Raw genomic sequence first — 13,605 nt, forward strand, 5'->3', positions numbered from 1 at the left:
CGATTTCCGAGCACCGCGACCGAGATGCTAGAGTTTCACTCGTCGCAAGGGCCTGTGGCGCAGCTGGTAGCGCACCTCGTTCGCAACGAGGGGGTCAGGGGTTCGAATCCCCTCAGGTCCACAGCGCGTCAAAGCCCCCACCGGGATGATCCGGTGGGGGCTTTTTCCTGTCGTGCAGCAGTGAAGGACAGCAACTACGCGGGATCAGCTGAGGACCAAAGATGCTTGCCCGGCTTCCGCAGCGCCTTCCGCGTCGGCTTCGAGGGCATGTGTGTGTGGATCTCCATGGGTACCGCCCGGTGCGGCGGCCGCCACAGCCCCGCCTTCGTCCAGGCCGTGAACCGGCGGTGCGCGGTGGCCGGCGAGACACCGAACGTCGGGGGCACATGCCGCCACGCGCATCCATCGGCCAGGACGTATACCGCCGAGGTGAACAACGCCCGCTCGTCCAGCGGCGCAGTACCGCCGCGCCGCCAGGGCGGCGGTACTGCGCCGCTGGACGAGCGGGCGTTTAAGCGAGGAAGGCCGACCTCCCGGACCTGTCTGATCCTTACCAGCGGCAAGTCCCATTGGCTGCCCCGAGGAACCGCCGTGCCGGACGCGATCAGCAGGGAAATCAGGTCCCTCGCGGGCCGGCTGAGGGCAGGCCGATGCGCCCAACTGCACGGATTGGCTTGGGCGCAGGGCGGCTGTGTTACTTCCGGCCGGGGAGCAGGGCGGACTCCGGGCTGTCGCCGCCCCAGCCGTCCGGGGTGCGCCACAGGACGTGGGCGTGGAAGACGTCGTGGATGGTGTCGGCGGACCAGTCCTCTGTGGGGGGTTCGGAGAGGACCAGGTAGAGGCTGTCGGCCGGGGTGGGCAGGGTGTGGTTGATCTCCAGGAGACGGGTCGCTCCTGAGCGGAGGTCTTCGTAGGTGGAGCGGCCGGCGCCCAGGACCTCGTAGAGGAACAGGCCGTTGTCCGTGCGGCAGCTGACGTCGACGAGCGGGGAGTCGGCCGGCTGGAGGTCTGCCCAGAGCAGGGCGGACTTCAGGGCGTAGCGCACCGACTCGTGTTTCTTGCAGGTGCGGTCGGCGGCGGCCGAGGTCTCCAGGGCGCGCAGGAATCCTTCCTTCGTGGTCACGGCCGGTGCGGTGGGAACTTCTGCGACGGTGGGCACGGGTTCGGTTTCCTTCGGGTCGGGCTGGTGCGCGGGGGTGGCGGGGACGTTCTCGAAGTCTGTTCCGGCGTCGGCGGCGAGGCGGGTCCGGAGCGTCTTCCGGGCTTCGGCCAGGGCCGGGGTCCAGTCGGAGTGCGTGAGGTCGTGCTGCAGCCGGCCGGTGTCCAGGGTGTTGTCCTTGAGCGCGCGGTGGGCGCCCGCCATGAGGTCGCGCAGCACGCCCAGACGGTGTCTGTCCGGGGACCCGAGCACGCGCCGTACGTCCACCCAGTCCGCCTGCTCGCGGCGGAGGACGCGGTGGGCCATGCCCTGCAGATCGGACAGCCGGCTGCGGGCGTCCTGGGGGACGTTTCCGTCGCCGGTCAGCAGCTCGTCGAGCACGTCGAGTGCTGCCACGTAGCGTTCCGCCATCGTGGGGGAGAGGGGCTTGCGGCCGCGCTGGTCGGTGGTGAGCACGCTCTGGTTGGTCTCGTTGGCGAAGACCCAGCAGTCCAGCTTCTCGCCTCGACGCGGGGGAGCGGAGCCGTGCCGGACGGTCAGGACCAGGGGGCGGTCGGTCTCGGGGGCCAGTGCTTTGACCTTGTAGCGGCCGCCCGGGCCGGGGCCGATGACCCGTACGCGGATGTCGGTCCCGATCCGGGGGATGTCGTTTTGAGCTGTGCCGGATTCGGATTCGGATTCGGCTTCGGCTTCGGGGCCGGTGGTTCCGGTGGGTCCGGTGGTCGGTGATTCGGCTGGTTCGGTGGCTTCGGTGGCTTCGGTGGCTTCGGTGGCTTCGGTGGCTTCGGTGGTGCCGGCGGCTTCGGTGGCGGGTGGTTCGGTGGGTTCGGAGGGGACGTCGGTGTCCGCGTCGAGGGTGACGTCGGGGTGCGTCAGGACCGACGGGAGGGCGGAGGTGTGGAGCACCGTCAGGCTCTGGGTGCTGCGGGTGAGGGCGATGTAGAGCTGGCGGGGGCCGGCCGGGCCGCGGTCGGCGATGGTGGCGGGTTCGACGACCAGGACGTGGTCGTACTCCATGCCCTTGGTCTGCGCGGCGGCCAGGACGGAGACGGTCTCGCGGCTTTGTGCGGAGAGGTCGGCGCGCTCGTCCAGATGACGGCTGATCTCGTCGAGCCAGCCCGAGTCGTCGGGGACGATGACGGCCACGGAACGCGGGGTGTTCCCGTCGCTGGTGCCCACCAGGCGGGTGACCTGGGCGGCGGTGTCGTCGAGGAGCTTCCACGGCTCGGTCGCCAGGGTCCGTACGGCGCCGTCGCCCGCCTCGCGCACGGCCTGCGGGTAGGGCAGGGCGGGGGCGACCGCACGGGCGAGGGGCGCCACGAACTCCATGATCTCCGCGGGCACGCGGTAGCTGGTGGTCAGCTCGGCGACGCGCCAGTCCCCGTGGTCGGACAGCAGGGTGCCGAGGCGGTCCCAACTGGTGTGGGTGTGGGGGCCGGTGGCCTGGGCGAGGTCGCCGAGGACCGTCATGGAGCCGTTGACCGCGCAACGGCGGCGCAGTGCGCGGGCCTGCATGGGGGTGAGGTCCTGCGCCTCGTCGACGACGATGTGTCCGTAGCGCCTCGGGATCTCCCCGGAGATGAGGAAACGGAGTTCTTCGAGGCAGACATGGTCGTCGAGGGTCCATGGGTCGGCATCGGCGGTGGCGGCCCGGGGGCGGCGCAGGGCCGCCTGTTCGACGTCGTCGAGGAGGCCGGCGGCGCAGGTGGCGAGGAGGTCGGACGAGTCGTAGAGAGTGCGCAGCGCCTCCCTGGCGCCCGGCGAGGGCCAGAGGCGGTCCACGAGCCGTTCGACCCGGCGGTTGCGTTCCAGGTCGCGGCGGATCGTACCGCCCTGTCCGCGGCGCGGGGCGATGGCGGCGAGTTCCTGCAGCAGGCGGTCGACGAACAGGCTGCGGAAGCGTTCGCGGCGTTCCCGGTAGGCGCCGTCGCCGCCCCGCGCCTCGTCGAGGAGGGCGAGGACTTCGCTTCGCGGGACGCGCAGGGTCGTGCTGCCGGCGGTGACGACGACCGCGGGCTCGTCGCCCTCGAAGGAGGGGGCGGTGGTGAGGTCGTCGAGGACTTCGGGCCGGCAGTCGTTCTCGACCCGGCGCCGCAGGACGGCCGCCATGCGGTCGTCCGACTTCACCAGCCGCGCCCGCGGGGTGTCGGTGCCGCGGATCTCGCCGTCCCACAGGCGGGTCAGCTGGACGGCGTTGACGTCCCGCGTCCCGAGGGTGGGCAGGACCTGTCCGACGTAATCGAGGAACCGCTGGTGGGGGCCGATGACGAGGATGTCCTGGGCCTTGAAGTGCTCGTTGTTGACGAGCCAGGTGACGCGGTGCAGACCGACTGCGGACTTGCCGGTGCCCGGGCCGCCCTGCACCACGAGGATGTCGGAGGGGGAGCCCGTGACCAGGTCCATCTGGTCCCGGCGGATGGTTTCGACGATGTCCCGCATACGGCCGCTGCGTGACCGCTGGAGCTCCCGCAGCAGGAAGTCGTCCGGCTGGAGCGTCTTACGGCGCCGGCGGCGGGCGGCATCGCCGGGTGTACGGGACGGCGGGCGCTCCTTTCCCGGCGCCGCGACGGGAGCCTCGGGCGTGGCCGCCGGCCGGGAGTCGTCCGCGGCCGGTCGCGGCGCCGGGACGGGCGTGGGTGAGGTGGGTGATGCGGGTGAGGTGGGTAATACGGGAGCTGCCCGGGCGATCTCGTCGAAGTAGCCCTCGACCACACGCTGCACACAGCGCAACTGCCGTCGCAGGCTCACCTCTCCGGGTGCCTCGGGCCGCGCCTCCAGCCACTTCTTCGCCAGCGGGCTGGTCCACAGCAGGACCACCGGTTCGTTCACGGCGTCGCGCACGCCTCGTCGCCCGATGTACCAGGGGCGGTGTTCGCCGCCCGGCTCCTCCGGTGCGTCGACGCGCGAGAAGACCAGTGACTCGTCGCCGAGCCCGCCGTACTCCTCCGCCCGCGCCTCCGCCTCGATCCGGTTGGCGATGCTGTCCTTGCCGCTCGCCGATGCCGTGGCGGCCGACGCCCCGCTCATCTGGGCCAGCCGCGCGCGGTAGCAGTCGTAGGCGTGGTCCACCGCCTTCTGCTCGACGGCGATGACCTCGTCGCGTGTGGTGGCGCTCATGTGCATCCTCCCTGCGGCGTCCACGGATGCCGCTACGGGCCTGCGCCCGTACCCCGTTCACATAACTATCAGACAAGGGATGGTGACGCATGGTCATCGCGTCAGTTCCTCCGGCCGGCCCTGCCGGAGGGCCGGCCGGCGGGTCAGCCGCGGAGGAAGGCCAGGACGGAGGCGGTCTGGCCGAGGAGTGCGTGTCCGGCCTCGGGCAGGAGGTTCACGGTCGCGTGCGGGACGCAACGGTGCATGCGCCGGGCGGTCTGAGCGGAGTCGAACAGGGCGTCGCGGGTGCCGGCCGTCACCAGCACCGGCATGGTCAGGCGGCGCAACGCGCTGTCGGGGAACACGGGAAGCCGCTCCGTGCGCGGCTTGAAGTGCCGGAAGGTCAGCATCACGTGGTCGAGGAGGTGCCGGGTCTGGTGCGTGTCCAGGCCCGTTGCGGTGCGCGCCGACCGGAGCGCTCCCCAGCGTCCGAAGGGGCGCAGGAGCAGGAACGTGAACACCAAGCCCATCTTCTGCTTCCCCACGCCGCCGGGGCACAGCAGGCCCAGGCGCGTCACCCGTTGCGGCCGGCGGGTGGCGTAGTCCAGCGCCAGCCAGCCGCCGAGTGACATCCCGACGATCGAGGTGTCCGTGATGCCGAGCCCCTTCAGCACATCGTCCAGCCACAGCGCGGGGGCATCGGAGGCGAGGGGCGGGCGGGACGGTGCGCTCCTGCCGGGCTCGCCGATGACGTCGACGGCGTAGGTACGGAAATGCCGGGACCAGGAGGCGATGTCGTCCTGCCACACCGCCGTGTTCGCCCCGCTGCCGTGCAACAGCAGGAGGGGCGGGGCGTCCTCGGGGCCGGAGGCGATGACGAAGGTCTCGCCCTCGCGGGTCGGTATCCGGATGTGTTCGGCGGCGACCGGCCAGGCTTGCAGCGCCTCCTGATAGCGCCGCTGGATCTCGTTCGCGCCGGCCTCGGACTGGTAAATCGTGCTCATGACGAGAGCACCCCCTCCACGTAGTCGAGCAGCCGGGCGGTGGCTCCCAGGCCGCCCAGCACGATGATCTTCATCCGGGCCCGCTCCTGGTCGTAGGCCGTTTCGATCCGCAGCGGCTCGTCCCCCGGCCGGCCGTTGGTCGCCGAGCCCACCAGGAGGATGGTCAGGCGGTCGGCCGTCTCGGCGCTGACCCCGTCGATCTCCACGATGCTCGACACCTCGGAATGCCGCTGCCGCCCGTCCGTCTCGCCCGGGGGCGCCGGCACCGGACGGCCGGTGAACGCTTCCAGGTCCTCGTGCGCGATCCGGTACTGCTTGCCGATGCGGACCGCGGGGAGCCGTCCGTCCCGTACGTAGCTGCGGATGGTGCGTACGTGCAGGCCGAGGCGTTCGGCGACTTGCTCCACGGAGTAGAAGTGCTCGCTCACGAAAGTACCTTAACGTTCCCTACCGGGGAAGAGAATAGGGAAGGTTAGGGAAGTTTGAGGTCGGTAGGGGAGTGGGGCGGCGGGGAGGAGGTCAGCGGGTGAAGGACCGTGGGGTGAGGCGGATGCCGTGTCTGGCCAGGTAGGTGAGGGGGTTGATGTCCGAGCCGTAGCGGCGGTTCTTGCGGACCTCGAGGTGGAGGTGGGGGCCGGTGACGCGGCCGGTGGCGCCGCTGTAGCCGAGGCGGGTGCGGGCGCGGACTTTCTGGCCGGGGCGGACGGTGATGCGCGAGAGGTGGCCGAAGAGGATGTAGCGGCCGTCGTTCATCCGGATCGTCACGGCCTTGCCGTAGGCGCCCGACCTCCTGGCGAGGACGACGGTGCCCGAACCCACGGATCTGACCCGGGTCCCGGAACGGACGGCGAGGTCGATGCCGGTGTGGTGGCCGGCCTGCCAGTGGCCGCGGGCGCCGTAGGGCGAGCTGATGCGGTAGTGCGCGGTCGTGGGGTGGGTCCACTTGCCGGAGTGGGTGCCGGCGGCGGTGGGCGCGGCGGCGTGGGCCGCCTGGGAGGCCGTCAGCGTGAGGACGCAGCCCATGGCCGCCGTGGCTATGGCGTGCAGCAGCATTCTGCGGAGCGGGCGGCGGATGCGGAATGGGGTCATGTGGCGAGCCCACGCCTTGTGGCGGGTGGTCGCATCCCGGGGCGGGCCGCCGGGCCGCCGAACGGGTGGAGGTTGGCCGGGCGGGTGAGCCTCGTTGGGCCGGGCGGCCGGATGGGGATGCGGGGGGAGTGCGGGGGGCGGGCGGGGCGCCTCAGACGCCCAGGCGTTCGACCGCCTTGAGGACCTGGCCCGCGCCGTCCTCGGCGGCGAGGCGGTGAGCGGCCTCGGTGGCGTGGTTGCGGCGGTCGGGGGCGGCGGTGGCCTGGGTGAGGGCGTGGGCCAGGCGGGCGACGGCGTGGTCGGCGGACAGGCCGGCGAAGGGGATCGGGGCGGTGGCCACGCCCAGCGAGGCCAGGCGGGCGGCCCAGAAGGGCTGGTCGGCGGTGACCGGGACCGGGACGGTGGGGACGCCTGCGCGCAGTCCCGCGGCGGTGGTTCCGGCGCCGCAGTGGTGGACCACGGCGGCCGTCCGGGGGAAGAGAAGGGCGTGCGGGATGTCGCCGATGGTGAGCAGGTCGTCGTGCCCGGGGATGTGCCGGGTGGTCAGCCCGGCCCACCCGGACTGGAGGATGCCGCGGACCTTGGCGCGGCGCAGGGCGGCTGCCGCGAGGGCGCTCAGGCGCTCGCCGTCGCCGCCCGCCATGCTGCCGAAGCCGATGAAGACCGGGGGCGGGCCCGCGGCGAGGAAGTCCTCCACGGCGGGCGGGAGTCGGTCGTCCGGTGCATGCCAGGGCCACCAGTTGCCGACCACGTCCAGGCCGGCACGCCAGTCCGCGGGGCGGGGCACCAGCACCTCGCTGAAGCCGTGCAGGACCGGCCGGCCGGCGGCTTCGGCGCGGCGGCGGGCCGTGCGGGCGGTGGCGGGTGGCAGGCCGAGGCGGGCCCGGAGGTCGCGGGTCGCGTCCGCGTAGAGGCGGTCGATGACGCGGAGCGAAAGGCGGCCGGCGGCGCGGTTGCCCAGGCGGCCCAGTGAGCGGCCGCCGCTGACGACGGGGGCGAAGTCGCCGGTGGGCGTGCCGGGTACGAGGGGCAGGTCCAGGTACGGGATGTTCATCGCCTCGGCGAGATGGTGGCCGAGCGGCGCGGTGGTGGCGGAGAGCAGGAGGAGGCCGGTGTCCGGGTGGGCGGCTTCGGCGATTCCGCCGCCCAGTTCCTCGATGAAGGCGGCGGCCTGGCGCATGAGGGCGCGTTTGCTGACGGGGCCGGCGGGCTGCGCCGGTCCGGCGGTGCCGTGGCGGCGGGTGCGGGGGTCGGCCGGCAAGCGGCGGAACTCCAGGCCGGCGGCTCGTACGAGGCCGGCGTAGGTGTCGTGCGTGGCGAGGGCGACCTCGTGGCCGGCCTCGCGGAGCCGGGCGCCCACGCCGGTGTACGGGGCGACGTCGCCGTACGATCCGGCGGCGGTGATCAGGATGTTCGTCATGGGCGTCTCGGCCTTCTCGGGCAGGGAGGAGGTCAGGGAGGGCGGTCAGGAGAGTGGGGCCGCGGCACGGTGGGGCAGTGCGGCGGCGCAGGCAGGGCGGCGCGGCCCGGGGGCGCGGGGCAGGCGGGGAGTTTGGTGACAGGCCCTGGTGGAGCCCCCGGAGGGGAGCACTAAGGGGCTCCTGGCGAATCCCTAGGAGGCCGGTGACTGGCGTACGGCGTTGGCGTGCACGGCGGTGCGGACATACGCGGCGAGGCCGGGCCGCTGTTCGCTGGGCGGGATGACCAGGGCGAACGCGCGGGGGTCGGCGGCGAAGTCGTCGGCGATCCGGCCGTGCATATCGGTGGGGCAGGGGGTGAACCAGCGGGTGATGTGCCGGCGCTGTTCCTCCGCGAGGTCCATGGCGCGCTCGCCGTCCGCGGGCTCCCCGGCGTCGAAGGCGGCGGTCAGCCGCCGGCGCCAGTCGGCGTGCTCGGCCATGAGCGTCGCCCAGTCCTCCTTGGAGTGCGCGGCGGCCCGTGCCATCGAGCGCTGGTGGCCTTCGAGGTGCTGCCACTTCAGACGGGCCTCGGTGGCGTAGGTGAGGTCGAAGGTCAGCTCGCCGAAGACCTCGAAGCGCTCCTCGGGGGTCAGTTGCACGCCGGTCTCCTGGACCTTCATGGCGTTCTCGGCGACCTCGGCCAGCCGTTGCAGCTTGGCGATCTGGTCGTTGAGGCTGCGGTGCCGGGCGCGGAGGTGATCGAGGACGTTGGCCTGCGGGTCTTCGAGGATGGTGGCGATCTCGTCGAGCGGGAAGCCGAGTTCCCGGTAGAAAAGGATCTGCTGCAGCCGGGCGAGGTCGGCATCGCTGTAGAGGCGGTAGCCGGCGGGGCTGCGGTCGCTGGGGGAGAGCAGGCCGGCCTTGTCGTAGTGGTGCAGGGTCCGCACCGTGATGCCCGCGAATCCGGAGACCTGCCCGACCGAGTAGCTCATCGCAGCGCCTTTCATCCCGTCCGTCCGGCCGGCCCGTCCTTCCCGGTGGGGTGCCACCGGTGGCGGGCCGTGCCGTCCTTCAGGGTGGAACCTGACGTGGGGTGAGGGTCAAGCGGGGCGGGAAGCTCGCCGGGGCCGTCCGGCTCAGCCCTGCGGATACCGGTCCTGCAGCACCGAGTTCATCAGCGCCTGGACGTCCTCCCGGTCCAGCCCCTCCGCGCGGGCCCGGTCCACCCAGGAGCGGAGCTCTTCGCGCAGCAGGGCGTCCGCCGCGGACTCCGGGCGGGCGAGTGTACGGCTGACGAAGGTGCCGAGGCCGGGGCGCGGTTCGACCAGGCCCTCGCGTTCCAGTTCGCGGTAGGCCTTGAGGGTCGTGTTGGGGTTGACCTTGGTCGTGGCGGCGACCTGCGCGGCGGTCGGCAGCCGGTCGCCCTCCACCAGAATGCCCAACCGCAGTGCCTGCTGGACCTGTTGGACGATCTGGAGGTAGGTGGCGACGCCGCTGCGGCGGTCGATGCGGAATTCGACGACGCTCACCACCTCTCTGCTGCTCTCACCGGTGCCGCCCTGCGGGCCGCGGTTGCCACCCTCCGGGCCGCGGGTGCCGTCCTCCGGGCCGCCGGGACCGTGCGGCCCGACCGCTTGATGATCGGCCCGGCCGTGCCGGGTGTCAAAGCGCCGCCCGGGGTGTTCCCCGTACGCGGGGAAACCGCGTGCCGCCGCCCGTACCGTCCGCCGCGCGCCGCGCCGTTCAGAGCGGCCGCCGGTGTGCCCGCCACACGACGCACGCGAGGACCACGGCTGCCAGCGCCAGCAGAATCCCCGCGCCGAGCCACTGCATCCCCGCCATCTGCCCGTAGTCGAAGTACTGGGTCACCCGGCTCACGATGCCCAGCCTGGCCCGGCAGGCCCCGGCGTCGCCGGTGGTGCAGGTGCCGAAGCCGTAGAGCCTGCCGTCCGCGGTGGACACCCAGTCGTCGATCCGTACGGAGGCGGCCGGCAGCGACGGGCCGTCGCCGCCGTACGGGTAGCTGACGCTGCGCAGCGTGCCGAGGAGGGGGCGCACCTTTTCGTCCCAGATCACGGTGGCGATCGCGGAGAGGACGGCGGTGGCCGCCATCGCCGCCGTCACCCGCTTGATCAGCATGCCGAGGGCGATACCGCAGGACGTCAGGAACAGTGCCGTGGCCACCGGAACCGGCCCGGTGCTGTCGAAGGCGCCGCTCGCCAGCCAGTCGCCGTCGGCGACCAGGGCGTGGGCCGGGGACCACAGCCAGGTGAAGGCGGCCGACAGCAGGGTGGTGCACAGCGCGACGAGGGCCAGCGGCAGGCCGAGCGTGGCGGCGATCCAGCGGCCGCGGCTCGCGGACTGGGTGGTGACCAGCTTGAGGGTGCCGCGCTCCTGCTCGCCCGCGATCAGCGGGGCGCCGAGGAACATGCCGGCGAGTACGGGCAGGAGCTGCAGGAACTGGATATCGCGGCTGAACGTCGTGCCGAAGGCGTTCTGGAACTCCGTGGACACCTGGCCCCCGGGGCCCGCCGAGGCACCCTTGGTGTGCAGGAAGTCCATCAGGCCGATGCGCTGGTAGGCGAAGGCTGCACAGCCCACGACGGTGATCAGCAGACCGGTACCCAGCAGCGCGCGGTGCCGGCGCCAGACCAGCCAGGGCAGGCCGTGCAGCAGTCCGCGGCGGACCGCGGCCGCGGAGGCGGGACCGCTGCCCGTGTCCGCGTCCGCGGTCGTGCCCGGGTCGGCAGCCGCGTCCGTCCCGCCCGGTGTGACGGCGGCGCCGGGCCGGCTCACGCGGCGGCCTCGCGCGGCCCGTCGGTGCGGGCCTCGTCCGCGATCAGGGTGGGCGCGTCGGGCGAGCGCAGGTAGGCCAGCAGGACCTCCTCCAGGCTCGGGGCCAGCGAGTCCCAGCTGTCGGAGAGCGGGCCGTGCGGCCGGACCAGGGCGCTGAACTGCCGCCCGGTGACCCGGGATTCGACCACGGTGTGCTGCCGGTGCAGCTCCTCGGGCACCCCGCCGTCGTCACCGGCCACGCCCGTCACCAGCAGGTGCGCGGGCACCAGCTCCTCGGTCTGGCCGGCCATCCGCAGCCGGCCCTCGGCGAGCACCAGGAGGTAGTCACACATGACCTCCATCTCGGCGAGCATGTGGGACGACATCAGGACCGTGGTGCCGTGCTCGGCGGCCTCGGCCATCAGCAGCCCCGACAGTTCGTGCCGGGCGAGCGGGTCGAGGTCGGACATCGGCTCGTCGAGCAGCAGCAGCTCGGGCCGCTTGCCGAAGGCGAGCGCGAAGGCGACGCGGGTGCGCTGGCCGCCGGAGAGGGTGCCGATCCGGGCGCTGAACGGCACCTTCCCTGACCGTACGATCCGCTCGGCCAGCGCCTGGTCCCAGCGCGGGTTCAGCTCACGGCCCAGGCGCAGGGTCTCGGCCACGGTGAAGCGCGGGTAGAGCGGCTTGTCCTGCGCCAGGAAGGCGACCCGCTGCAGGACGGCGGGGTCGGAGACCGGGACACCGAACAGCTTCAGGGTGCCGGTGGTCGGCTGGATCAGCCGGGTCGCGGTGCCCAGGAACGTGCTCTTGCCCGCGCCGTTCGGTCCGACCAGCGCGCAGATGTGGCCGGCGGGAAGCCGGAAGGAGCAGTCCCGCAGCGCCCAGCCGCCACGGTACTTCTTCCCCAGTCCCTCGGCCTCGATGGCCCACGGGCTCGGGTCGCTCACCCGGATCCCCCCTTTAGCTAGTTGATTAGTGGAATGAGTATGGGGAGCGGCCCGGACGCCTGTCAACAAAAGTCAGGACGCCGCCCGTGCGAACGCGCGGGCGGGGAGGCCGGCGCGCGTCGGCCCGGTGTCCCTCAGACGCGCTCCACCAGCGATTTCGTCATGCACCGGCTGTCCTCGTAGGTCCGGTACAGCCCGAACTTCTTCTCGGCCATCACATAGCCGCTGGAGGCGTACAGCTCCAGCGCCTCGGGCTGCTTGGTGCCGGTCTCCAGCACCATCCGGGAGCGCCCCGCGGCCCGCGCGTCCGCTTCCAGGGCGGCCAGGATCCGCCGGGCCAGCCCCCGCCCGCGCGCCTCCTGGAGCACGAACATCCGCTTGATCTCGGCGTCGCCGGTCTCGTACCCCTCCGCCGCGTCCTCCTGCAGCCGCCATCCGCCGGTGGCCAGCGGGCGGGTGCCGTCGTACGCGATCAGATACGTGCCGCGCGGCGGGGTGAACATCTCCGGGGCGAGCGGGGTGATGTCGCCGTCGTCGCCGTAGCGCCGGGCGTACTCCTGCTGCACCAGCGCATCGAGGGTGACCGCGTCGGGGTGGTCATAGCGGACGGGGCGTATCTCCATTCCAGAAATCGTACGGGCGAGCGGGCGCCCGGCGCGATGAGGTCCGGGGATGGGTATCGTGCCGGGATGCTCACCGTGACCACCGTCAGTGTGTGGGGCAGCCTCCTCCCGCCTGCGAAACCAAGGAGCATGTTGTGCTCACCGTGACCACCGTGAATGTGAACGGGCTGCGCGCCGCGGCCAAGAAGGGCTTTGTCCCGTGGCTGGCGGAGACCGCGGCCGATGTGCTCTGCCTGCAGGAGGTGCGGGCCGAGACCGCTCAGCTCCCGGAGGAGGTGCGCGAGCCCGCCGGGTGGCACACCGTGCACGCCCCCGCGGCGGCCAAGGGCCGGGCCGGGGTCTCGCTCTACACCCGGCGGGAGCCGGAGCGGGTCCGGGTGGGGTTCGGATCGGCGGAATTCGACGGCAGCGGGCGGTACGTCGAGGCGGACCTGCCCGGTGTGACCGTCGCCAGCCTCTACCTGCCCTCCGGCGAGGTCGGCACCGAGCGGCAGGACGAGAAGGAGCGCTTCCTGGCGGAGTTCCTGCCCTACCTCGTCGGCCTGCGCAAGCGGGCCGCGGCGGACGGCCGTGAGGTGGTGGTGTGCGGGGACTGGAACATCGCCCACCAGGAGGCCGACCTGAAGAACTGGAAGGCCAACCGGAAGAAGTCCGGCTTCCTCCCGGAGGAGCGCGCCTGGCTGACCGATGTCCTCGACGAGACCCGCGGCGGCTATGTCGACGTCGTCCGCGGCCTGCACCCGGACACCGAGGGCCCGTACTCGTGGTGGTCCTACCGGGGCCGCGCCTTCGACAACGACGCGGGGTGGCGTATTGATCTTATCGTCAGTTCGCCTGGTCTCGCCGAACACTGCGTAAAGGCGTATGTGGAGCGGCCCGCCACCTACGATCAGCGCTGGTCAGACCATGCGCCTGTAACGGCTGTCTTTGATCGCCAGGGCCTCTAGCTACCCCATGTAACCGGAGTGACCTATTCCGCAGGTGGCCCTTTCATCTCCGCCAAATAGGCACTCTCGCCACTCTGGGTGACCGCTTGACGCTCTACGTGATGAGGTAGCGGTAGATGATGCAGAAAAACTGCATCTCCGTACTACTTCCTTGAGAGATCCATATAGGAAGTAGTACGGAGATGCAGTTTTTCTGCATCACCCCTCAGGAGCGAACCGTAGGCACCTCGTTGGGCTGTAACCGTCCCCAGACAACTAAGACGTGAGCGGGAGCCGTTCCACGCGCCAGCGCGTAGACGTGGACGTGAGAGTGAACCCGTTCCGTCCCGTCCGCGGTGGGCCCTCCCAGGACTCCCCTGGTTGAGTTGGCCCCCGGACGGGGCCCTTGTTCTCCTGTGTGCAGTGTGCGGAGTGCACCCGGCCCTAGTACCTGGCCCTGGCGAGGGTCAGGGAACACGGCGGGAGCGTGGGTTCGACCCCCACCACACAGGCCCCCTGACCGGCTTACGCGGCGGCGATGGGGGATTGACTTGCCCGTCCAAAGGCCGACCAATGGCCTGGCCGC

General features: G+C 72.0%; 12 protein-coding genes and 1 tRNA gene. 2 read left to right on the plus strand and 11 right to left on the minus strand.

Annotation, left to right across the window (positions count from 1 at the left end; genetic code table 11):
- The first annotated feature begins 48 nt into the window (after nt 1-48).
- A tRNA-Ala gene (locus OHS81_RS21440) sits at nt 49-121 on the plus strand.
- Between the two features lie 73 nt (nt 122-194).
- Here the strand turns inward: OHS81_RS21440 and OHS81_RS37475 are convergent.
- The 11 genes from OHS81_RS37475 to OHS81_RS21490 all read right to left on the minus strand — a co-directional run bounded on the left by OHS81_RS37475 (nt 195) and on the right by OHS81_RS21490 (nt 12,093).
- Nucleotides 195-761, minus strand: a complete 567-nt coding sequence (locus OHS81_RS37475; protein WP_443058741.1) for a transposase — start codon at nt 759-761, stop codon at nt 195-197.
- Nucleotides 695-4,276, minus strand: coding sequence for a HelD family protein (locus OHS81_RS21445; RefSeq protein ID WP_328386289.1), 3,582 nt, complete (start codon nt 4,274-4,276; stop codon nt 695-697). Before OHS81_RS21445 ends, OHS81_RS37475 begins: the two co-directional genes overlap by 67 nt.
- Before the next feature lie 143 nt (nt 4,277-4,419).
- Nucleotides 4,420-5,259, minus strand: a complete 840-nt coding sequence (locus tag OHS81_RS21450; protein ID WP_328386290.1) for an alpha/beta fold hydrolase — start codon at nt 5,257-5,259, stop codon at nt 4,420-4,422.
- Complete coding sequence (locus OHS81_RS21455; protein WP_328386291.1) at nt 5,256-5,687, minus strand: helix-turn-helix domain-containing protein; 432 nt, start codon at nt 5,685-5,687, stop codon at nt 5,256-5,258. The genes OHS81_RS21450 and OHS81_RS21455 overlap by 4 nt, the downstream gene beginning before the upstream one ends.
- Before the next feature lie 91 nt (nt 5,688-5,778).
- Nucleotides 5,779-6,348, minus strand: a complete 570-nt coding sequence (locus OHS81_RS21460; protein ID WP_328386292.1) for a M23 family metallopeptidase — start codon at nt 6,346-6,348, stop codon at nt 5,779-5,781.
- 151 nt (nt 6,349-6,499) lie between these two features.
- Nucleotides 6,500-7,768 (minus strand): glycosyltransferase, encoded by a 1,269-nt coding sequence (locus OHS81_RS21465; protein ID WP_328386293.1) that lies wholly within the window; start codon nt 7,766-7,768, stop codon nt 6,500-6,502.
- Between the two features lie 192 nt (nt 7,769-7,960).
- On the minus strand, nt 7,961-8,740 hold the full coding sequence (locus tag OHS81_RS21470) for a MerR family transcriptional regulator (protein ID WP_328386294.1): 780 nt from the start codon (nt 8,738-8,740) through the stop codon (nt 7,961-7,963).
- A 144-nt stretch (nt 8,741-8,884) separates the two neighbouring features.
- A complete protein-coding gene (locus OHS81_RS21475; protein ID WP_088798196.1) occupies nt 8,885-9,280 on the minus strand; it encodes a GntR family transcriptional regulator in 396 nt (131 codons plus the stop codon).
- A gap of 211 nt (nt 9,281-9,491) precedes the next feature.
- Entirely contained in the window at nt 9,492-10,544 is a 1,053-nt protein-coding gene (locus tag OHS81_RS21480) for an ABC transporter permease subunit (RefSeq protein ID WP_328386295.1), read from the minus strand.
- Nucleotides 10,541-11,470 (minus strand): ABC transporter ATP-binding protein, encoded by a 930-nt coding sequence (locus OHS81_RS21485; RefSeq protein ID WP_328386296.1) that lies wholly within the window; start codon nt 11,468-11,470, stop codon nt 10,541-10,543. The genes OHS81_RS21480 and OHS81_RS21485 overlap by 4 nt, the downstream gene beginning before the upstream one ends.
- Before the next feature lie 134 nt (nt 11,471-11,604).
- Nucleotides 11,605-12,093, minus strand: coding sequence for a GNAT family N-acetyltransferase (locus tag OHS81_RS21490; protein ID WP_328386297.1), 489 nt, complete (start codon nt 12,091-12,093; stop codon nt 11,605-11,607).
- A 134-nt stretch (nt 12,094-12,227) separates the two neighbouring features.
- Between OHS81_RS21490 and OHS81_RS21495 the strand changes: the two genes are divergently transcribed.
- Complete coding sequence (locus OHS81_RS21495; protein ID WP_328386298.1) at nt 12,228-13,040, plus strand: exodeoxyribonuclease III; 813 nt, start codon at nt 12,228-12,230, stop codon at nt 13,038-13,040.
- The last annotated feature ends 565 nt before the right edge of the window (nt 13,041-13,605 follow it).

The organism is Streptomyces sp. NBC_00400 (genome assembly GCF_036048035.1).
Taxonomy (GTDB): domain Bacteria; phylum Actinomycetota; class Actinomycetes; order Streptomycetales; family Streptomycetaceae; genus Streptomyces.

What these genes read in the sequence shown, in the direction of transcription:
- OHS81_RS21470 (WP_328386294.1), bottom strand. Translation starts at nt 8,740, where the DNA reads ATGAGCTACTCGGTCGGGCAGGTCTCCGGATTCGCGGGCATCACGGTG.
- OHS81_RS21450 (WP_328386290.1), bottom strand. Translation starts at nt 5,259, where the DNA reads ATGAGCACGATTTACCAGTCCGAGGCCGGCGCGAACGAGATCCAGCGG.
- OHS81_RS21460 (WP_328386292.1), bottom strand. Translation starts at nt 6,348, where the DNA reads ATGACCCCATTCCGCATCCGCCGCCCGCTCCGCAGAATGCTGCTGCAC.
- OHS81_RS21490 (WP_328386297.1), bottom strand. Translation starts at nt 12,093, where the DNA reads ATGGAGATACGCCCCGTCCGCTATGACCACCCCGACGCGGTCACCCTC.
- OHS81_RS21445 (WP_328386289.1), bottom strand. Translation starts at nt 4,276, where the DNA reads ATGAGCGCCACCACACGCGACGAGGTCATCGCCGTCGAGCAGAAGGCG.
- OHS81_RS21465 (WP_328386293.1), bottom strand. Translation starts at nt 7,768, where the DNA reads ATGACGAACATCCTGATCACCGCCGCCGGATCGTACGGCGACGTCGCC.